This window comes from Streptomyces sp. NBC_00370 (genome assembly GCF_036084755.1).
Lineage (GTDB): Bacteria > Actinomycetota > Actinomycetes > Streptomycetales > Streptomycetaceae > Streptomyces.
On sequence record NZ_CP107968.1, the window covers coordinates 7,389,007 to 7,408,741 of the forward strand.

Annotated in this window: 16 protein-coding genes; 9 read left to right on the forward strand and 7 right to left on the reverse strand. The window is 70.6% G+C overall.

The genetic code is table 11. The features are described from left to right. The first annotated feature begins 12 nt into the window (after positions 1–12). The 4 genes from OHS57_RS32740 to OHS57_RS32755 are packed head-to-tail and all read left to right on the forward strand — an operon-like array spanning position 13 to position 3,771. A complete protein-coding gene (locus tag OHS57_RS32740) occupies positions 13–969 on the forward strand; it encodes a carbohydrate ABC transporter permease (protein WP_443043111.1) in 957 nt (318 codons plus the stop codon). Next, positions 966–1,865, forward strand: a complete 900-nt coding sequence (locus tag OHS57_RS32745) for a carbohydrate ABC transporter permease (protein WP_041993562.1) — start codon at positions 966–968, stop codon at positions 1,863–1,865. The genes OHS57_RS32740 and OHS57_RS32745 overlap by 4 nt, the downstream gene beginning before the upstream one ends. Continuing rightward, a complete protein-coding gene (locus tag OHS57_RS32750) occupies positions 1,862–2,851 on the forward strand; it encodes a zinc-dependent alcohol dehydrogenase family protein (RefSeq protein WP_041993564.1) in 990 nt (329 codons plus the stop codon). Before OHS57_RS32745 ends, OHS57_RS32750 begins: the two co-directional genes overlap by 4 nt. After that, positions 2,848–3,771, forward strand: coding sequence for a PfkB family carbohydrate kinase (locus OHS57_RS32755; RefSeq protein ID WP_328584250.1), 924 nt, complete (start codon positions 2,848–2,850; stop codon positions 3,769–3,771). The genes OHS57_RS32750 and OHS57_RS32755 overlap by 4 nt, the downstream gene beginning before the upstream one ends. A gap of 102 nt (positions 3,772–3,873) precedes the next feature. Here the strand turns inward: OHS57_RS32755 and OHS57_RS32760 are convergent, their stop codons facing one another. The 4 genes from OHS57_RS32760 to OHS57_RS32775 are packed head-to-tail and all read right to left on the reverse strand — an operon-like array spanning position 3,874 to position 8,437. Next, positions 3,874–5,229 carry a GH1 family beta-glucosidase gene (locus tag OHS57_RS32760; RefSeq protein WP_041993572.1) on the reverse strand — a complete coding sequence of 452 codons (1,356 nt, stop codon included), beginning with the start codon at positions 5,227–5,229 and terminating at the stop codon, positions 3,874–3,876. Positions 5,230–5,249: 20 nt separating this feature from the next. Beyond that, entirely contained in the window at positions 5,250–6,113 is an 864-nt protein-coding gene (locus OHS57_RS32765) for a carbohydrate ABC transporter permease (RefSeq protein WP_078863806.1), read from the reverse strand. Beyond that, complete coding sequence (locus OHS57_RS32770) at positions 6,106–7,110, reverse strand: carbohydrate ABC transporter permease (protein WP_041993576.1); 1,005 nt, start codon at positions 7,108–7,110, stop codon at positions 6,106–6,108. The genes OHS57_RS32765 and OHS57_RS32770 overlap by 8 nt, the downstream gene beginning before the upstream one ends. Positions 7,111–7,120: 10 nt before the next feature. Continuing rightward, the gene (locus OHS57_RS32775) at positions 7,121–8,437 is read right to left on the reverse strand and encodes an ABC transporter substrate-binding protein (protein ID WP_041993579.1); all 1,317 of its coding nucleotides are present in this window, start codon (positions 8,435–8,437) and stop codon (positions 7,121–7,123) included. A gap of 142 nt (positions 8,438–8,579) precedes the next feature. On the opposite strand from OHS57_RS32775, the gene OHS57_RS32780 reads away from it, so the two are divergent. After that, positions 8,580–9,932: an ROK family transcriptional regulator gene (locus OHS57_RS32780; RefSeq protein ID WP_328584251.1), complete on the forward strand. Its 1,353-nt coding sequence runs from the start codon at positions 8,580–8,582 to the stop codon at positions 9,930–9,932. A gap of 25 nt (positions 9,933–9,957) precedes the next feature. On the opposite strand, the gene OHS57_RS32785 is transcribed toward OHS57_RS32780, so the two are convergent. Next, a complete protein-coding gene (locus OHS57_RS32785) occupies positions 9,958–11,088 on the reverse strand; it encodes a LacI family DNA-binding transcriptional regulator (protein WP_041993584.1) in 1,131 nt (376 codons plus the stop codon). Positions 11,089–11,104: 16 nt separating this feature from the next. After that, a complete protein-coding gene (locus OHS57_RS32790) occupies positions 11,105–13,597 on the reverse strand; it encodes a glycoside hydrolase family 3 C-terminal domain-containing protein (protein WP_328584252.1) in 2,493 nt (830 codons plus the stop codon). Positions 13,598–13,835: 238 nt separating this feature from the next. Between OHS57_RS32790 and OHS57_RS32795 the strand changes: the two genes are divergently transcribed. After that, on the forward strand, positions 13,836–15,182 hold the full coding sequence (locus OHS57_RS32795) for a transglycosylase family protein (RefSeq protein ID WP_328584253.1): 1,347 nt from the start codon (positions 13,836–13,838) through the stop codon (positions 15,180–15,182). Here the strand turns inward: OHS57_RS32795 and OHS57_RS32800 are convergent. Further along, a complete protein-coding gene (locus tag OHS57_RS32800; RefSeq protein WP_328584254.1) occupies positions 15,063–16,172 on the reverse strand; it encodes a DMT family transporter in 1,110 nt (369 codons plus the stop codon). The genes OHS57_RS32795 and OHS57_RS32800 overlap by 120 nt on opposite strands. Before the next feature lie 157 nt (positions 16,173–16,329). Between OHS57_RS32800 and OHS57_RS32805 the strand changes: the two genes are divergently transcribed. Genes OHS57_RS32805 through glgC form a run of 3 tightly spaced genes read left to right on the forward strand, consistent with a single transcriptional unit; the run spans position 16,330 to position 19,524 of the window. Then, positions 16,330–17,046 carry a (2Fe-2S)-binding protein gene (locus OHS57_RS32805; RefSeq protein WP_328585221.1) on the forward strand — a complete coding sequence of 239 codons (717 nt, stop codon included), beginning with the start codon at positions 16,330–16,332 and terminating at the stop codon, positions 17,044–17,046. 44 nt (positions 17,047–17,090) lie between these two features. After that, complete coding sequence (gene glgA, locus OHS57_RS32810; protein WP_328584255.1) at positions 17,091–18,272, forward strand: glycogen synthase; 1,182 nt, start codon at positions 17,091–17,093, stop codon at positions 18,270–18,272. A gap of 34 nt (positions 18,273–18,306) precedes the next feature. Beyond that, on the forward strand, positions 18,307–19,524 hold the full coding sequence (gene glgC, locus OHS57_RS32815; RefSeq protein ID WP_041993596.1) for a glucose-1-phosphate adenylyltransferase: 1,218 nt from the start codon (positions 18,307–18,309) through the stop codon (positions 19,522–19,524). Positions 19,525–19,735 lie beyond the last annotated feature (211 nt).

Sequence of the window (19,735 nt, forward strand, 5' to 3'; positions counted from 1 at the left end):
GGAACACCGTCGCTGTCCCCGGCCGGCCAGGCGCACTCCCCTGCGCCCCGCACGGCCGGCCGGGGGCCGGGTACCCGGGCGCGAGCCTGGGCGACCCGCGCCCCGCTGCTGCCCGCGCTGATCTTCCTCATCGCGGTCACCCAACTGCCCTTCGTGGCAACGCTGCTGATCTCCCTCTTCGACTGGAACTCGCTCGCCCCCGACTCGCGGAGCTTCACCGGGTTCTCCAACTACGGCTCGGTGTTCTCCGACGCCGACCTGCGGGACTCGGTGTTCACCACGATCGAGCTGACCGTCACCGTCGTGCTGGCCAGCGTCATCCTCGGGCTGCTCCTCGCGCTGCTGCTCGACCGGAAGTTCATGGGGCGCGGCTTCGTCCGCACCCTGCTGATCACCCCGTTCCTGCTGGTGCCCGTCTCGGCGGCGCTGCTGTGGAAGCACGTGCTCTACAACCCCGAGTACGGTCTGCTCAACGGCGGCTGGGCCTGGTTCACCGGCCTGTTCGGCGTCGACAGCCCCGGTCAGCCCGACTGGATCTCGGAGATGCCGCTGACGGCGGTCGAGGTCGCGCTCGTCTGGCAGTGGACGCCGTTCATGATGCTCATCCTGCTCGCCGGGCTGCAGAGCCGGCCGCTCGACATCATGGAGGCGGCGCGGCTCGACGGCGCCAGCAACTGGCAGATGTTCCGCTTCCTGACCCTGCCGCACCTGCGCCGCTACCTCGAACTGGGCATCCTGCTCGGCTCGATCAACATCGTGCAGAACTTCGACGCGGTGTTCACCATCACGGCGGGCGGGCTCGGTACCGCCAACCTCCCCTACACGATCTACCAGACCTTCTACCAGGCTCACGAATACGGACTGGCGTCCGCCGCAGGAGTCGTCGTGGTGATCGGCACCATCATCGTCGCGACCTTCGCCCTGCGCGTGGTCTCGTCCCTCTTCAGTGAGGAGGCGAACCGCGCATGAGTACCCTGACCGCAACGGACGTCCAGCCGGCCGCCCCGGAGCGCCGGCGCACCAAGGCCCCCGTCGAACGCAAGGCCAGGCGGCGCTCCGCCTCGCTCGGCCTGCTGGCGTGGGTCGTCGGCGTCGTCTTCTGTCTGCCGGCCATCTGGATGCTGGTGACGTCGTTCCACTCGGAACCCGACGCCGCCACCAACCCGCCGTCGATCGGAGCCCCGCTCACCCTCGACAGCTACCGGATCTTCTTCGGCTCCGGCGGGGGCCCCAGCCCCTGGCCGCCGCTGATCAACTCGCTGATGGCGTCGCTGTTCTCGACGCTGTTCGTGCTCGTACTCGCGCTGCCGGCGGCGTACGCGCTCTCCATCAAGCGGGTGGAGAAGTGGACGGACGTCATGTTCTTCTTCCTCTCCACCAAGATGCTGCCGATGGTCGCCGGGCTGCTGCCCGTGTACCTCTTCGCGAAGAACGCGGGGATGCTCGACAACATCTGGCTGCTCGTCATCCTCTACACGTCGATGAATCTGCCGATCGCGGTCTGGATGATGCAGTCCTTCCTCGCGGACGTGCCGGTCTCCATCATCGAGGCCGCACAGGTCGACGGGGCCCGGCTGGTCACCATCCTGACCCGGGTGGTGGCGCCGGTCGCCGCGCCGGGTATCGCGGCCACCTCGCTGATCTGTTTCATCTTCAGCTGGAACGAGCTGCTGTTCGCCCGGGTGCTGACCAGTGTGAAGGCGGAGACCGCGCCCGTCTTCCTGACCGGATTCGTCACCAGCCAGGGGCTGTTCCTCGCCCAGCTGTGTGCCGCTTCGGTGGTCGTGTCCCTGCCGGTGCTCGCCGCCGGCTTCGCCGCCCAGGACAAACTCGTCCAGGGCCTTTCTCTTGGAGCTGTCAAATGAGGGCTGCGATCGTCGAGTCCGTCGGCAAGGTATCCGTGACGACGGTTCCCGATCCGACCCCGGGACCCAGGGACGTCGTCGTCAAGGTCGCGGCATGCGGCCTGTGCGGCACCGATCTGCACATCCTGCAGGGCGAGTTCGCGCCGACCCTGCCGATCGTCCCGGGGCACGAGTTCGCCGGGGAGATCGTGGAACTCGGCTCCGACGTCACGGAACTGGCCATCGGCGACCTCGTCGCCGTCGACCCTTCGCTGTACTGCCACGAGTGCCACTACTGCCGGATCGGCCGGGGCAATCTCTGCGAACGCTGGAACGCGATCGGCGTCAGTAAACCCGGCGGGGCCGCGGAGTACGCGCTCGCGCCCGTGGCGAACTGCGTCAAACTGCCCGACCACATCAATGTGAAGGACGCGGCGCTCATCGAACCGCTGTCGTGCGCCGTGCGCGGCTACGACGTGCTGAGCAGCACGCTCGGCGCCGAGGTGCTGATCTACGGCTCGGGCACGATGGGGCTGATGATGCTGGAGCTGGCCAAGCGCACCGGCGCCGCCAGCGTCGACATCCTCGACGTCAACCCGGAGCGGCTGACCACGGCGACCAAGCTCGGTGTCTCCCGGTCGGCCGCCTCGGCGGACGAGCTGGAGACGGTGCGCGGCTGGGACTTCGTCATCGACGCGACCGGCAACGCCGGCGCCATCCAGGACGGACTCGGCAGGGTCGCCAAGGGCGGAACGTTCCTGCAGTTCGGGGTCTCCGACTACGCGACGACCGCGCTCATCGAGCCGTACAAGATCTACAACCACGAGATCACCATCACCGGCTCGATGGCGGTGCTGCACAGCTACGAGCGGGCGGCGGCGCTGTTCGCCTCCGGTGTGCTCGACCCGGCCGTCTTCATCAGCGACCGGCTGCCGCTGGAGCAGTACCCGCAGGCACTCGATAAGTTCAAGGCGGGCCAGGGCCGGAAGATCGTGGTGGAGCCATGACCCAGGACGCGGGGCCCGCACCGGGTCCCGGGGCCGTCCTGGTCCTCGGGGAGGCCCTGATCGACCTGGTGCCGGCGCCGGGTGAACCGGGCACCTACCGGGCCCAGCCGGGCGGCGCCCCGGCCAACGTCGCCGACGGTCTGGCCCGGCTGGGCACGCCCAGCTGGTTCGCCGGTGCGCTGGGGGCCGACGCCTTCGCCCGTACGCTCGAACAGCGGCTCGTCTCCGCGGGCGTACGGCTCGACCTGTGCGCGCGCTCCCCGCTGCCGACGGCGCTCGCTGTCGCCGACCCGGGCCCCGACGGCACCGGATACCACTTCCATCTGCGGGACACCGCCACGTTCCGGATCCCCGCGCACGCCACCGACGTCGGCCTGTTCGGCGCGGTGTACGTGGGCGGCCTCGCCGCCGTCGTCGAACCCGCCGCGACAGCGGTGGCCGCCACGGCAGCCGCGGCGGCCGAGCACTCGGTCCTGGTGGTCGACCCCAACGTACGGGAGGACCGCGGCCTCGACCGGGCGAGCAGCCTGGGCATGCTGCGCGAACTGTGCGCGCTGGCCCAGGTCGTGAAGGCGAGCGACGAGGACGTCGCGGCGCTCTGGCCTGCGGCCGACCCCGACGAGACCTGCCGCGAACTCGCGGCGGAGGGACGGCTGGTCGTCCTCACCCGTGGCGCCGACGGCAGCACCGCGTACACCGGCTCGGGGGAGCCGGTCTCGGTGCCCGCCGTCCCCGTCGACGTGGTGAACACGATCGGCGCCGGCGACGCCTTCATGGCGGCGCTGCTGAGCCGGCTCGCCGCCGGCGGCGCGGTACCGACGGGCGAAGCGGCCCGCCCGATGCTGGAGTTCGCCGCCGAGGCCGCCGCGTCCGTCGTCTCGGCGTCGGGCACGGAGATCACCCTGGCCGCCCGCGTCTGACGCACCCGGGCCGCCCCCGGACACACAGGAGCCACCGCCCTCCCCGAAAGGGCGGTGGCTCCGGTCCTGACTGTCGCGTCGCGGACTACTGCCAGGACGGCACTACGCCGCCCGGCTGCCCCGGCCCGACGTCTGCCGCACGATGTCCGCGTAGCGGTAGCCGCTGCTCTTGACCGTGCGGACCTGGGTGTCGTAGTCGACGTGGACAAGGCCGAAGCGCTTGTCGTAGCCGTACGCCCACTCGAAGTTGTCCAGCAGCGACCAGGCGAAGTACCCGGCGAGCGGGGCGCCCTTCTCGACGGCCCGCGCACAGGCCGCCAGGTGCTCCTCCAGGTAGCGCACGCGCTCCGGGTCGTCGACCGTGCCGTCGGCCTGGACGACGTCCGGGTAGGCGGAGCCGTTCTCGGTGACGAAGATGCGCTGCGCGCCGTACTCCTCGGTCACCCGCAGCAGCAGCTGCTCAAGACCGTCGGCGTGCACCTCCCACGGCATGGCGGTCAGCCGCGCGCCCGGTACCTCGACCTGCTTGGCGAACGGGGCGATGCCGGTCGGGTCGTCGCGGACGATCTGGCGGAAGTAGTAGTTCACTCCCAGCCAGTCCAGCGGAGCCGCGATGGTTTCCAGGTCGCCGTCGCGTACCGGCAGGTCGACGCCGTACAGGTCGACCATGTCCTGCGGGTAGCCGCGGCCGTGGATCGGGTCCAGCCACCAGCGGTTGGTGTGGCCGTCGGCGCGGACGGCCGCAGCGCGGTCCGCCTCGCTGTCGGTGGCCGGCTCGATCGGGCTGAGGTTGTTGACGATGCCGATCCGCGCGTCGGACGAGACGGCGCGTATCGCCTGCACCGCGAGTCCGTGCCCGAGGTGCAGGTGGTACGAGGTGTGCACCGCGGCCGTCAGGTCCCGTACACCGGGGGCCATGGTGCCTTCGAGGTGGCCGATCCACGACGAGCACAGCGGCTCGTTGAGGGTCGCCCAGTCCTTCACCCGGTCGCCGAGGCGCTCGGCGACGATGCCCGCGTACCGCGCGAAGTGCTCGGCGGTCTCACGGGCCGGCCAGCCGCCCCTGTCCTGGGACGCCTGCGGCAGGTCCCAGTGGTAGAGCGTCGCGAACGGGCTGATGCCCGCTTCCAGCAGACCGTCGACCAGCCGGTCGTAGAAGTCCAGACCGGCCTTGTTCACCGCGCCGTTGCCGTCCGGCACGATCCGCGGCCAGGCGAGCGAGAAGCGGTACGCGTCGACACCGAGCTGCTTCATCAGCCCGATGTCCTCGGGGACGCGGTGGTAGTGGTCGCAGGCCACATCGCCGGTGTCCCCGCCGTCGATGGTGCCCGGCGTGTGGGAGAACGTGTCCCAGATGGAGGGGGCACGGCCGTCCTCGGCCACCGCTCCCTCGATCTGGTACGCGGCGGTGGCGACGCCCCACGTGAAGTCGGCCGGAAGGGCGCTGAGCTCGTTCACTGACTTCCTTTCTGAATCGGTCACTTCACTGCACCCGCGGTCAGGCCGGCGACGAGATAGCGCTGGAGGAGAAGGAACCCGATGACGACCGGCACGCTGACGACGAGCGAGGCGGCCATGATCTGGTTCCAGTACACATCGTTCTGCGTGGAGTACCCCTGCAGCCCGATGGCGAGCGTTCTGGTGTTGTCGTTGGTCATGACGGAGGCGAAGAGGACTTCGCCCCAGGCCGTCATGAACGCGTACACGGCGACGGCCACGATGCCGGGGATGGCGGCGGGCACGACGACGCGGAAGAGCGCGCCGAGCGGGCCGTTGCCGTCCACCAGCGCCGCCTCGTCCAGGTCCTTCGGGATGGAGTCGAAGTACCCGATCAGCATCCAGATGGAGAACGGCAACGAGAAGGTCAGATACGTGAGGATCAGACCGCCGCGCGAGCCGTTCAGCGTGATGCCGGTGCTGTTGCCGATGTTGACGAAGATCAGGTACAGCGGCAGCAGGAAGAGGATGCCGGGGAACATCTGGGTCGACAGCACCGTGACGGTGAAGACCCGCTTGCCGGCGAACCGGTAGCGGCTCACGGCGTACGCGGCGAACACCGCGATGATCACGGAGGCCACCGTCGCCGTACCCGCCACGATCAGCGAGTTGGCGAAGTACTTGGCGAGCGGGACGGTCTTCCAGATGTCGAAGTACGGCCGAATGGTGAGCCCGCTCGGGATCCACTGGAACTTGCCGTTGACGTCCTGGAGCGGCTTGAGCGAGCTGCTGACCATCACGAAGACGGGCAGCAGCACGAAGGCGGCCAGCAGGGTCAGGACGATACGGCGCGTCCAGAGGAAGGACTGCGGCGAAGCCATCGGAGACTTGGTGTGACTAGACATCGGCGCTCTTCCTCCCTCGTGACGTGAGCAGCAGATAGATCGCGGTGACGACCAGCAGGAACAGCAGGAGCAGCACCGACATGGCGGAGCCCGAGCCGAAGTTCCAGGTCACGAACGACGACTGGTAGATGTGGATCGAGATCAGGTCCGCCGCTTCCGGCGCCGATTTCCCGAACAGCACGAACGGCGTGTTGAAGTCGTTGAACGTCCACAGGAACAGCACCAGCACCAGCACCTGGTTGACCGGACGCAGCGACGGCAGGGTGATCTTGCGGATCTGCTGCCACATGCCGGCGCCGTCGATGGACGCCGCCTCGTACAGGTCGCGCGGGATGTTCTGCAGCCCCGCCATGATGATCAGGAAGGCGAAGGGCCAGCCCTTCCAGACCGACACGACGACCAGCGCGATGAAGCTGTTGTTGCCGATCAGCCAGAACGACGGCTTGTCGGTGAGCCCGAGCTGGTCGTGCAGGACGTGGTTCACCAGGCCGTTGTCGTGCTGGAACATGAAGGCCCAGGTGATGATCGCGGCGTACGCGGGCAGTGCGTAGGGGATCAGGAAGATCGCCCGCAGCAGTCCGCGGCCCCGGAAGGTCTCCTGGAGCATGATCGCCGCGACCGTGCCGAACAGCCAGCACAGTCCTACGGACAGGATCGTGAAGGCGCAGGTCACCCAGAACGAGTGGAGCAGCGCCTGGCCGATCGGCGCGTCGAAGTCGACGGCGACCTTGTAGTTGTCGAAACCGGACCAGGGAGCCTGGCCCCAGTTACGGATGAAGAAGAGGGTCAGCTTGCGGAAGCTGACCACGATCCCGACGGCCATCGGGATCAGATGGATGAGCAGTTCGAGCAGGATCGCCGGCAGCAGGAGCAGATAGGGCAGACCGCCGCGGCGGATCCGGTCGGGGATGCGCGGCAGTCGTCTGCGCGCACCCCCACTGCCCGAAGTCTCCTTGCTGCCCGCCTGCGCACTGGGGGGTGTCACGGTGGCGGTCATGGAGAGAGCCTCACTGCGTCATCTGCTGCTGGGCCTTGGTCAGGGCTGCCTTGACGGACTCGGTGGTCACCGGCTTTCCGCCCGCGGCGTCCGCCCACAGGCCCTTGATGGCCGTGCCGACGGTGGTCTCGAACTGGGACTCGGCAGCGACCTGGGGGAGCGGGGCCGCGCTCTTGGCGAGCGTGTCACGCAGGACCTGGAGGTCGGGCGCCGAGAACGCCGGGTCGGCCTGGGCGGCCTTCACGGGCGGGATCGAGCCGTAGCTCTTGTTGAGGTACACCTGCTCGGCGTCGCTCGTCATGAACTTCACGAACTTCTTGGCGCCGTCGACGTTCTTGGTGTTGTTGAACACCGCGATGTTGATACCGGCGACCATGGAGTTGACGCTCGTGCCCGTGCCGGGAGTACCGGACTGGACGGGCACCGGGGCCGCGCCCCAGTCGGTGGGCTTCATGCCCTGGGAGGCGAAGCTCGTGGCGGCGGCCTGCCACAGCACCATCGCGGTCTTGCCCTTGGCGAAGTCCGTGAGCGACTGGTTCTGCGCGTACTCCGCGTTGCCCGGAGCGATGATCTTGTCCTTGGCCATGAAGTCGACGTACTGCTTCACGGCGGCCACCGCGCCGTCGGAGGTGAACGTCGGCTGGCCGGACTTGTCGAAGAAGTCGGCACCGTGCTGCTGCCCGAGGGCGAACGCCTGGTGGATGTTGTTGGAGAGGTTGCCACCCTCAGCGCCGAGGCCCCACTTGTTGGCGTCCTTGGCGTGGATCTTCTTTCCGTCGGCGACCAGTTCGTCCCAGGTCGTCGGCGGCTTGGTGATGCCCGCGTCGGCGAACATCTGCTTGTTGTAGTACAGCGCGTACGCCAGCGAGTACAGCGGCACGGCCGACGGGTCCTTGCCCTCGGCGCCGGACGAGCCGACCGCCGACGTGACGAAGCGGTCCTTGCCGCCGATCGCGTCGAAGTTCTTCGCGTTCCACGGCAGCAGGGCGCCGCTCGCCTGGAGAGAGGCCGACCAGGTGTTGCCGATGTTGAGCACGTCGGGGCCGTCACCCGACGTGGTGGCCGCGAGGATGCGGTTGAGCAGGTCGGACCACGGGACGACTTCGAGCTTGACCTTGATACCCGTCTGCTTCTGGAACTTCGCCAGCTCGGGGGTCAGGATCTTCTTGTCGGCGTCGATGTTGGGGCCCTGGTTGGACGCCCAGTAGGTGAGCGTCTTGGGAGCGGAGTTGTCGCCGCTGTCCGACGAGCCTCCGCCGCAGCCCGTGGCTGCTGCCGCGAGGGCGGTGACGACGGTGACGGCTGCTGCGGCTCTGATCTTGCGCATGTGAGGTGGCCCCTTTCCGGGGGTGGCATCGTTCGAGAGTCGAACGGTCTCCATGACTTAATTTATGCCGTGATTTAAGAGGTGAGAGAAGGTCGCGTCAAGGGCTGTGACGGGGGTATGTTGCGTCCAGGGAAGGAGCAACATGGCGGAACGCAACAGAAGAACAGTGCGTGACCTGCGACGCGGCAACCGCGCCCGGGTTGTGCAACGGTTGTATTTCGATGGCCCGCTGAGCCGCCAGGAGCTCGGATCCGCGACCGGCTTGAGTTCAGGATCCATCAGCAACGTCGTCGCCGAACTCGCCGCGGAGGGCCTCCTGGAGGAGGCCGGAGTGGTCGATTCCGACGGCGGCCGCCCCCGTACCCTCCTGCGTGTCGCCCCCGCGGGAGGACTGCTCATCGGCATCGACATCGGCGAGACCCGGGTGCGGGTCGAGCTGTTCGACCTGTCGCTCACCGAACTCGCCAGGACCGACCGGCTGTTGGCCCAGCACGGCTACGACGTCGACCGCATCGTCGCGCATGTGCGCACCGGCGTCGCCGATGTCATCAGGGACGCCGGCGCCGATCCGCACCAGCTCCTCGGCATCGGCATCGGGGTCCCCGGCATCATCGAGCGCGGCGGCCCCGAGGGCGCCGTCGTGCACGGCCAGACCATCGGCTGGAGCGCCGTACCGTTCGAGAAACTGCTCCGAGAGGCCGTCGAAGTCCCGCCCGAGGTACCGCTGTTCATCGACAACGGCGCCAAGACGCTCGGCCAGGCCGAGATGTGGTTCGGCGGCGGCAGGGGCGCCGGCATCGCCGCCATCGCGCTGATCGGCTCGGGCGTCGGCGCGAGCGTCATACACGGCGGCGCGCTGGTCGAGGAGAGCAGACGTGGCACGGCCCTCGAATGGGGCCACACCACCGTGCACATGAGGGGCCGCCGCTGCCGCTGCGGCTCCATCGGCTGTCTGGAGGCGTACGCGGGCGCCGAGGCGATGCGCGAGCGCTGGCACGAGCTGGGAGGTCCGCTCCCCGACGACACCGACGACGAGAGCGCCCTGGCGGCCCTGCTGGACGCCGCGTTCCCCGACACCGAAGGGGCGGTGCCCGATCCGCTCGCCGTCTCCCTCCTCGACGACACCGCCGAGTGCCTGGGGGCGGCGCTGGCCGACCTGATCAACCTCTTCCTGCCCGACCGGATCCTGCTCGGCGGCTGGGCCGGGCTGCTCGTCGGCCCGCACATCCTGCCCGCCATCCGCCGGCACGCCGCCCAGTACGCGCTCAGCCACGCGGCCGGGCGCACCACCATCGACATCGGCGAACTCGGCCCCGACGCGGTGACGGTGGGCGCCGCGACGCTGCCGCTGGCCGCGTTCCTGGCGCGTGGCGGCAGCCGCCCCCGTACGCCGGACGAGAGCGTCCCGCAGAGCGGCGCCGTGGGCGTACCGAGGCGCTGGCGGCGCGCTCCCGCGCCCGCGGGGGAGGCGTCGGGCGAACCGATCCCCGGCTGACCGGCCCACGTCTGCCCGGCAGTGCTCAGGCCGACTGCCGTACCACCAGGGTGGGTTCGAATATCACCGACGTGACAGGTCGGTCGGGGCGGGCAAGCCGGTCGAGCAGCAGCCGTCCCATCTCCGCCGCCATGTCCTCCACGGGCTGGCGCACCGTCGTCAGCGGCGGCCGGCAGGCGGCAGCGGCGCTGCTGTCGTCGAAGCCGATCACCGCGACATCCTCCGGCACCCGCTTGCCGTGCTCGCGCAGCACATGGCAGGCGCCCACGGCCATCAGATCGTTGGCGGCGAACACGCCGTCCAGGTCGGGGTGTTCGGCCAGCAGCCGCTCCATGGCGGCCTCGCCGCTCTCCTGGGTGAACCGGCCCTCGGCGATCGGGATGTACGGATGGCCCTGGCGCGTCATCGTGGAGCGGAACCCGGCGAGCCTGTCCTGACCCGCGGGCACGTCGAGCGGGCCCGTGATGGTGGCGATCCTGCGGCAGCCGCGCTTGACCAGGTGCTCGGCGGCGATCCGCGAACCGTCCTGGTGCGCGAGGTCGACGTAACTGATCCGCACCGGCCTGGCGGGACGCGCGTACAGCACGGCGGGCAGCCCCGCCTCGGTGATCATGGCGGGCAGCGGGTCCTCGGCGTGCGTCGACACGACGAGAGCGCCGTCGGCGCTGCCCTGGCGCATGTACGAGACGATCTCCTCCCGGGCGCGCGCCGTCTCGGCGAACATCAGCACGGGGAACATCCCGCGCGGCCGCAGGTAGTTGACGACGCCGGTCACCACCCGGCCGAAGAACGGGTCGGAGAAGACCTCGGCGGTGAACGAGTCGCTGCCGCCGTCCGGCGCGCCCAGATCCGCGTCGCTCCCCTCGCTGTCCCGGTAGATGCTGCTGCCACCCGTGGGGTCGTCCGGATCGGGATCGGCCCCCGCACCAGAGACGACCAGCGCGATCGTGTCGGCCCGCCGGGTCACCAGGGAGCGGGCCGCCCGGTTGGGTGTGTACCCGGTGCTGGCCACGGCCTTGCGCACCGCGTCCGCTATCGTCGGGTCGACATTCCGGACACCGTTGATGACACGCGAGACCGTGGCGCGGGAGACACCTGCCGTCCGCGCCACATCCTCCAGGGTGGGTGCGCCGGTCGAGCGCACGTCTTCCGTCATGACCGCATTTATAGCATTAGAGGAGAGCGCTCTCCGTGGTCGCCCCTGGTGACAGCGGCAACGGCGCCGAAGCGGTCACCACGCCGGTGAGCGGCAGGTCCCCGGCCGAACGGCCCCCGAGCAGAAGGAACTCGCCCGGCTCGCTCTCCCAGCGATGCCGCTCCGCCGACCAGTGGGCCAGCGCCCTGGCCGGCACGTGTACGACGGCGACGGCCTCCTCGCCGGGCTCGGCGCGCACCGCCGCGTAGCCCACGAGCCACCGCATCGGCCGCTCGACCGCCGAGTCGGGTCTGGCCAGATAGAGCTGTACGACCTCGCGTCCGCGCCGCCGCCCGGTGTTGCGCAGCGTCACCCGCACCTCGAACCCGTTCCCCTCGGCCACCGCCGCCGGCGTCTCCATCGACTCGTACGACCAACTCGTGTACCCGAGCCCGTGGCCGAACCAGTGGGCGGGCGGGGTGCCGGCGCGCAGCCAGGCCGCGTACCCGATGTGCGGGCCTTCCCGGTAGCTGAGCCGGCCCTGCTCGGGCTCCGTGCGGAGCACCGGCACGTCGCGCTGGGCGGCCGGCCAGGTGGTGGGCAGCCTCCCGCCCGGCTCGGCCCGTCCGAACAGCACGTCGGCGAGACCGTGCCCCGCCTCCTGACCGGGGAACCAGGCGAGCAGCAGGGCCGGTGCCGGGACGGCCTCGGGGAGCAGCACGGGCCCGCCGGAGTTGACGATCACCACCGTGCGCTCGTTGGCCTCGACCACGGCCCGGATCAGCTCGTCCTGGCCGTCCGGCAGGGCGAGCGTCTCGCGGTCGCGCCCCTCGGACTCGCTCTCCTCCGTCGTACCGACGACGACCACGGCGACATCGGCCGCCCTGGCGGCTGCCGTGGCGGCGGCCAGTGCCTGCGCCGCGTCACCGGCGGGCCGGGCAGCCGCCAGGATCGTGGCCACCCCCGAGCCGGGGTCCAGCCGCCGCCGGGCGACCACCTCCACCTCGTCCCCCGCGGTCAGTTCGGCGCTCGCGCAGCGGTAGGGCGGCGCCACATGGACCCGGGTCGGATCGTCGGTGTCCAGCGGGAAGGTCCCGGTGAGCAGCGTCTCGCCCGCCACCGACAGCGAGATCAGCCCCCAGCCGCCGACGGCGAAGGTCCAGCTGCCGCTCTCGTCGGGCCGCAGGAGCGCCCGGATCTCGACGGTGCGGGAACCGGGCGGCACCAGGGCGGGTTCCACGATCCGTCCCGACAGCCGGTGCTCTGCGTGGAGTTCGCCGCCCGCCTCGTCCAGCAGCCGTACGAGGACGCCCGGTTCACCGTCGCGCGGGTCCCGTACGACCGACCGCTCCAGCGGCCTGGGCAGCCGGCCGGCCGGCAGTCCCGGCGTATGGATCACCTCGGCCGTGTCGCGCAGCGCGTGCACGATGCCCTCCAGCGGAGAGACGACCGACTCGGGGAACACCTCGGCGCTGCCGCCGCCCTGGATACGGACGGCCGTGGCATGCGGCCCGATGACGGCGACCGAGCGCAGCGCCGCCGGGTCGAGCGGCAGCAACTCGCCTTCGTTGCGCAGCAGTACGGACCCGGCGGCCACCGCGCGGCGCAGCAGCGCGCGCTGGTCGGACGGCGCGCTGACCGGATGCCACACCAGCGGGGGCTCGTTCCGGCCAGGGGCCAGGGCGCCCACCCGGTCGGCGAGCCGCAGCAGTCTGCGCACCTTGTCGTCCACGGCCTCGGGCGGGACGAGTCCCTTGGCTGCCGCGTCGAGCAGTCCGGCGGACCAGGGACTGTCGGGGCCGCCCATCGCCAAGTCCTGTGCGGAGCGCGCCGTGTCGAGCAGGGAGCGCACGGCGCCCCAGTCGGAGACCACGGGCCCCGCGAAGCCCCACTCGCTCTTGAGCGGCCGCCGCAGAAGCGGCCCTGCCGCCATCGTCACGCCGTTGACCTGGTTGTACGAGGACATCACGGCCCAGGTGCCGGCTTCGACGGCCGCCTCGAAGGGCGCCAAGTACACCTCGCGCAGGGTCCGTTCGTCGACCTGGACGTCGACCGTGAGTCGGTCGGTCTCCGAGTCGTTGGCCACGAAGTGCTTCGGGGTGGCCGCCACGCCGCCGGACTGGATGCCCCTGATGAGCGCGGCGCCGATGCGCCCGGTCAGCAGCGGGTCCTCGGAGAAGCATTCGAAGTGCCGCCCGCCGAGCGGCGAGCGGTGCAGATTGAGCGTCGGCGCCAGCAGCACGTCGATGCTTTTGCGCCGCGCTTCGGCGGCCAGCAGCGCACCGAGCGCGGTGGCCAGTTCGTCGTCCCAGGCCGCGCCGACCGCCGTCGGTGAGGGCAGGACGAGGGAGGTGTCCCGCTCGTCCCAGGCGTCGCCCCGCACCCCCGCGGGGCCGTCGGAGAAGGCGAGCGGGCGCAGTCCGACGGCCGGCTCGGCGTGGGTCCGCCAGTTGCTCGCGCCGGTCAGCAGGCGCACCTTCTGCGCGAGGTCCAGTTTCTCCAGCAGATGGTCGATCTCTTCGTCAGTCATACCCAACCCCTTCTCCCACCCCTCGGAGAGCGCTCTCCGGCTCGCTTGGCCCAGACTCCCCGGACCGGGCGGGCGCTGTCAATGGCGGCAGGGACGGGCGGGCGGCCGGATGCCGGACATGACGGGCCGAGTGGCGAGAAAGAGCCAGACGGAGAGTGAGCCCTTGTCACGGTCCGTGCGCCGCGCCTAAGTTGGCCGATTGCGACATGTCCTACCTGTCAGTTGGGGGAGTGAACTCATGGCCGTAACCGGTCGGCACCGCAGATATCAGCCGAGCCGTATCAACCGCGCGTCGCTGACCGTCACGGCGGGCGGCGCCGGAATGGCGCTTCCCCTCATCGGCGCGGTCGCCGCGCACGCCGCGCCGGTCGACGTGTGGGAGAAGGTCGCCGCATGCGAGTCGACCAACAACTGGCACATCAACACCGGTAACGGCTACTACGGCGGCCTCCAGTTCACCCAGTCCACCTGGGAGGCGTACGGCGGCCGTGCCTACGCGGCGCGCGCCGATCTCGCCACGAAGGACCAGCAGATCGCCGTCGCGGAGAAGGTACTCAAGGGGCAGGGCCCCGGGGCGTGGCCCGCCTGCTCGGTCCGCGCGGGGCTGACCCGTGGGGGAGACGCGCCGGACATCTCGACCGGCGGCCAGAAGGCCCAGGGCGGCGAGAAGGGCCAGATCGGGAACAAGAGCGCGGCCAAGCCCCGGTCCAGGCCGAAGAGCGAGACCAGGCCGAAGGCGGCGGCCGAACCGAAGAGCGAGGCCGAGCCCAAGGCCGAGCCGAAGAAGACCGCGTCGCCCACGCATGTGCCGACCCATCGCGAGGGCTACACCGTGGCCCGCGGCGACTCGCTCTCCGAGATCGCCGTCGACGAGCAGGTGCTCGGCGGCTGGCAGCGGCTCTACGAGGAGAACCGCGGCGTCGTCGGCAGCGACCCCGACCTGATCTTCCCCGGGCAGCGGCTCGTGCTGCGCGTCCCGGCGGACGGGAAGCCCGCCGCCCCGAAGGCCAAGTCGAAGGACAGGGCCGAGCCGGTCCCGACGGCGAAGCCCAAGGCGTCGGAGCAGCACAAGGCGGCCGAGCAGCCCAAGAGCGTTCAGAAGTCGAAGGCGGCGGAGAAGCCGGCGCAGAAGGCCAAGCCCAAGCCCGCGGCGCACACGGAGAAGCCGAAGGCGAAGTCGAGCGGGTTCACCGCCCCGGTGCACGCCTCGATCGGCACGCCGTACCACAAATCGGGCGGGTCCTGGTCCAGCGGCTATCACACGGGCGTGGACTTCCTGGTCCCCACCGGCACCTCCGTGAAGGCGGTCGGCGCGGGCGAGGTCGTCTCGGCCGGCTGGGCCGAGTCGTACGGCTACCAGGTCGTGATCCGGCATCCCGACGGGAAGTACAGCCAGTACGCGCATCTGTCGGCGCTCAACGTGCGCGACGGACAGCGGGTGAGTGAGGGCCAGCGGATCGCCAGGTCAGGAGCCACTGGCAACGTGACGGGACCGCATCTCCACTTCGAGATGCGTACGGGGCCCGGCTACGGAAGCGACATCGACCCCCTGTCGTTCCTGCGCTCCCACGGCGTCAAGCTCTGAACCGTCAAGCTCTGAACCGTCAAGGTCTGAAGCATCCCGCTCCGAGCCGGCACGGTCCTGGCGCGTCTCGGTGCGTACGGCGGGACTGGTGGCCCCGTCGGGAGGCGGGCCGACCGCACGGGGCGGCCGGTCCTCTGACGACGACCGGGACGCCGAACCCCGCGAAGCGCCGATCCGGTCCGTGGTGAGCAGGATCAGCCCGCCCGCGGCGACGACCCCGGAGCCCAGCGCCAGCACCGTGCCCGTCACTCCGTACCGGAACCCCTCGCCGAACAGGGTGATCCCGACTGCTGCCGCCACCACGGGGTTGATCACGGTCACCACGGCCAGCGGCGCGGCGAGCCCCGCCCCCCGGTAGGAGGCCTGCGAGAGCAGCAGCCCGGCAGCCGCGAGCACGGCGATGGCCGCCAGGCTCGGCACCTGCACGCCGGCCGCCGTCGAACGCCAGTCCTCGGCGACGGTCTTGGTGAAGACGGAAGCGATCCCGAACGCCACACCGGCGGCCGCCGCCAGCAGCACGCTCCGTACCGCCGGGCGGTTGACGACCTGCGCGGCGACGAAGACCACGGCCACGGCGCCGAAGGTCACGAGCGCCAGCATCAGCCGCTGTCCGCCGTCCAGGGAGTGCGAGTCGCTGCCCTCCGTCAGGGCGAGCAGCCCCGCCAGGCCGACCGTCGCCATGAGCGCGCCGCGCCAGGCGGTGTGGCCGGCCTTGCGGCCCACGAACAGCGCGGCCATCGGCAGCGCGAACACGATGGTCAGCGCGCCGAGCGGCTGGACCAGACTGAGCGGCCCGTAGGCGAGCGCCACCACGTGCAGCAGCGCGCCGACCCCGTTCAGGCCCACGGCGGCCCACCACACGCCGTGATGCAGGGGTGCGTAAGGGCGGGCCGGGGTGTCGGCGGCGACGCGCTCCTGGAGGATCGCCCCGGCCGCATAGGCGACCGCGGAGACCAGCGAGAGAAGCACGCTCAGCGCAAAGGCACTCATGTCTTCCACGATCTCTTGTCGATACGGATTCTGCGTCGTCCTGAAGAGGTCAATCGGTCGTACTGCCGTCGTAGTACAGGATGGGACCGGGCGTCCCCCCAGAGATGGTCGTCCGGCGCGCGAGGCGGAGTGGAGTGGCGTGGACAGGACCGATCCGGTGGACCTGGCGCTGGTCGCCACGGTGGGCGGCTTCTTCGCGCTGCGCACCGAGCCACCCCGCGAAGGCGCGCACATTCCACTGGCCCGGGTGTACGGAGGCGACACAGCGCCGCTCGCCCTGCGGATCGACCGGGTGGCGGCGCGGCTGCGGGCACCCGAGCGCAGGGTCGCCGCCTCGGTGGCCCAGCTCGGCCTCGCCGCCCGGCTCTGGTCGGTCGCCCTCGGCAGCGCCGTGCTGACCGGCGCCGTGCCCGACCTCGACGCCCGCTCGCTGTACTGGGACCCCCGGCTGACCTCGCCGGACGACCTGTGGCTCGACGCGGGGCCCGCGCTGCCCGCCGGCCCGGAAACCGTGCGTGAAACCGTCCAGTCCGGCCATCTCGAACCACTCGCCGCAGCGGTACGCCGCGACGGGCCGGTCGCCGCGCGGCTGCTGTGGGGCAACGCCGGATCCGCCCTCGCCGGGGCCGTACGGGAACTCACGGGCTGGGCGGCCAAGGCCGGCCGGCCCGACGCCGCCGCGCTGGCGGCCACCTACGGAGCCGCCCTCTTCGACCACCCCGATCTGCGTACGACGGGCACCTGGAGCGAGGACGGCGGGTTCCGGCGGCGGAGCTGCTGTCTCTACTACCGCTGCCCCGGCGGCGGCCTCTGCGGCGACTGTGTCTTCAACCAGCCACCCGCACACTCTTCCGTACAGGACGTTTCCGGGTGACCATGGCAGGGCTGACGATCACTGGACGACGACGGGGGCATGGCGTGAAGGTCGGGCTGCTCACACGGGAGTACCCGCCGGACGTGTACGGCGGGGCCGGCGTCCATGTGGAGTTCCTGGCCCGCGAACTGCGCGCGCTCACCGATCTCCAGGTGCACTGCTGGGGCTCGGGCGACACGGTGCCGGCCGCCGAGGCGCCCGGCGTGACGCGGCACCGCGCGGCCGCGTCCCTCGACGGGGCCAACGACGCGCTGCGCACCTTCTCGGTGGACCTCGCGATGGCGGCGGCCGTCGAAGGGCGCGAGCTGGTCCATTCGCACACCTGGTACGCCAACCTCGCCGGCCATGTCGCCAAACTGCTCTACGGCATCCCGCACGTGGTGACCGCGCACTCGCTGGAGCCGCTGCGGCCCTGGAAGGCCGAGCAGCTCGGCGGCGGCTACGCGCTCTCCGGCTGGGCCGAGCGTACGGCGATCGAGGCGGCCGACGCGGTCGTGGCCGTCTCCAGCGGGATGCGCGCCGACATCCTCGGCTGCTACCCCGCCCTCGATCCCGACCGGGTGCATGTCATCCACAACGGCATCGACACCTCGCTCTACCGCCCCGACCACGGCACCACGGTCCTGGACAGGTTCGGCATCGACAAGGACCGGCCCTACGTGCTGTTCGTCGGCCGTATCACCCGCCAGAAGGGGGTGCCCCATCTGCTGCGCGCCGCCCGCGCGCTGGACCCCGGCGCCCAGCTGGTGCTGTGCGCGGGAGCCCCGGACACGCCCGAGATCGAGCGGGAGTTCCGCGAGCTGGTCGGTGAGCTGGGCAGCAAGCGCGACGGGGTGTTCTGGATCCCGGAGATGCTGCCGCGGCCCGAGGTGGTCCAGCTCCTGACCCACGCGGCCGTCTTCGCCTGCCCCTCGGTCTACGAGCCGCTGGGCATCGTCAACCTGGAGGCGATGGCCTGCGGCACCGCCGTGGTCGCCTCAGCGGTGGGCGGGATTCCCGAGGTCGTCGACGACGGACGTACGGGACTGCTGGTGCCGTACGACGAGCAGTCGCCCGAGGCTTTCGAGTCGGCGCTCACCGAAGCTCTCAACCGGGTGCTCGACGATCCGGAGTCGGCGGGCCGGATGGGGGCAGCAGGCAGGGAACGGGCCGTGCGGGAATTCGGCTGGGACCAGGTGGCTCGCCGTACGTACGGCGTTTACCAGGACCTGCTCAAGTCCTCATAGCCTCATAACGGGATCGCGAACAGTGGGAGCGGCGATGCGTGGTGGACCTTCCGTGCTCGGGATCGTACTGGCGGGCGGCGAGGGCAAACGCCTGATGCCGCTCACCGCCGACCGGGCCAAACCTGCGGTGACGTTCGGCGGCACGTACCGCCTGGTGGACTTCGTGCTGTCCAGTCTGGTGAACGGCGACATCATGCGTATCTGCGTGCTCACGCAGTACAAGTCGCATTCGCTGGACCGGCACGTCTCCACGACCTGGCGGATGTCGAGCCTGCTGGGCAACTACGTCACCCCCGTACCGGCCCAGCAGCGGCTCGGACCGCACTGGTACCTCGGCAGCGCCGACGCGATCCTGCAGTCCCTGAACCTCGTCCACGACGAGCGGCCGGACTACATCGCGGTGTTCGGCGCCGACCACGTGTACCGGATGGACCCGCGCCAGATGCTCAGCCAGCACATCGAGAACGGCGCGGGGGTCACCGTCGCCGGGATCCGGGTGCCGCGCGCCGAGGCCCCGTCGTTCGGGATCATCACCCCGGCCTCCGACGGCCTCCAGGTCGAGCAGTTCCTGGAGAAGCCCGCCGACCCGCCGGGACTGCCCGGCGACCCCGGCCATGTCTTCGCCTCGATGGGCAACTACCTGTTCACGACCAAGGTGCTCGTCGACGCCCTGTACCGGGACGCCGAGGACGAGAACTCGGTCCACGACATGGGCGGCTCCATCCTGCCGATGCTCACCGAGCGCGGCCAGGCCCAGGTCTACGACTTCAGCGACAACCACGTGCCGGGGGAGACCCCGAGGGAGCACGGCTACTGGCGCGACGTCGGCACGCTCGACACGTACTACGACGCGCACATGGACCTCATCTCGCCGCAGCCGATGTTCAACCTCGACAACAGACGCTGGCCCATCTACACCCACAACGACCTGCTGCCGCCTGCCCGGTTCGTCGCGGGCGGCATCGCCAGCGACTCGATCGTCGGCCCCGGCTGTGTCATCAGGGGCCAGGTGACCCGCTCGGTCCTGTCACCCGGTGTGGTGATCGAGGAGGGCGCCGTGGTGCAGGGGTCGGTGCTGCACGACAACGTACGGGTGGGCCGCGGCGCCGTGGTGCGCGGCGCGATCCTCGACAAGAACGTGGACGTACCGCCCGGCGCCGCCATCGGCGTCAACCCCGAGCGGGACTCCGCGCTCTACACCGTGTCGAAGAACGGCATCGTCGCGCTCGGCAAGGGCCAAGTGGTGGCCTAGATCGTGTCCGCGAAGTCTCGTCTGGCTCGCGATGCCTGGCACGCACGCTCGCGGCGTTGCCGACCTGCCCGAGTAGCTCCGCTACAAGGGCACATCGGCGCCTTGCGATCGCACGCACCAGCCCCCGCGAGCCCCGCCCGAAGGGCGGACGACGATACTTCGCGGACACTCCCCAGGGTCTCTCGGGTGGATCTTGCCGGGCTCGCGTGGG

Bases quoted from the DNA above. Each gene is read 5' to 3' on its own strand.
- OHS57_RS32770 (WP_041993576.1), bottom strand. From the start codon at position 7,110: ATGACCGCCACCGTGACACCCCCCAGTGCGCAGGCGGGCAGCAAGGAG.
- OHS57_RS32800 (WP_328584254.1), bottom strand. From the start codon at position 16,172: ATGAGTGCCTTTGCGCTGAGCGTGCTTCTCTCGCTGGTCTCCGCGGTC.
- OHS57_RS32750 (WP_041993564.1), top strand. From the start codon at position 1,862: ATGAGGGCTGCGATCGTCGAGTCCGTCGGCAAGGTATCCGTGACGACG.
- OHS57_RS32785 (WP_041993584.1), bottom strand. From the start codon at position 11,088: ATGACGGAAGACGTGCGCTCGACCGGCGCACCCACCCTGGAGGATGTG.
- glgC (WP_041993596.1), top strand. From the start codon at position 18,307: ATGCGTGGTGGACCTTCCGTGCTCGGGATCGTACTGGCGGGCGGCGAG.
- OHS57_RS32790 (WP_328584252.1), bottom strand. From the start codon at position 13,597: ATGACTGACGAAGAGATCGACCATCTGCTGGAGAAACTGGACCTCGCG.
- OHS57_RS32780 (WP_328584251.1), top strand. From the start codon at position 8,580: ATGGCGGAACGCAACAGAAGAACAGTGCGTGACCTGCGACGCGGCAAC.
- OHS57_RS32755 (WP_328584250.1), top strand. From the start codon at position 2,848: ATGACCCAGGACGCGGGGCCCGCACCGGGTCCCGGGGCCGTCCTGGTC.
- OHS57_RS32795 (WP_328584253.1), top strand. From the start codon at position 13,836: ATGGCCGTAACCGGTCGGCACCGCAGATATCAGCCGAGCCGTATCAAC.
- OHS57_RS32765 (WP_078863806.1), bottom strand. From the start codon at position 6,113: ATGTCTAGTCACACCAAGTCTCCGATGGCTTCGCCGCAGTCCTTCCTC.
- OHS57_RS32775 (WP_041993579.1), bottom strand. From the start codon at position 8,437: ATGCGCAAGATCAGAGCCGCAGCAGCCGTCACCGTCGTCACCGCCCTC.
- OHS57_RS32745 (WP_041993562.1), top strand. From the start codon at position 966: ATGAGTACCCTGACCGCAACGGACGTCCAGCCGGCCGCCCCGGAGCGC.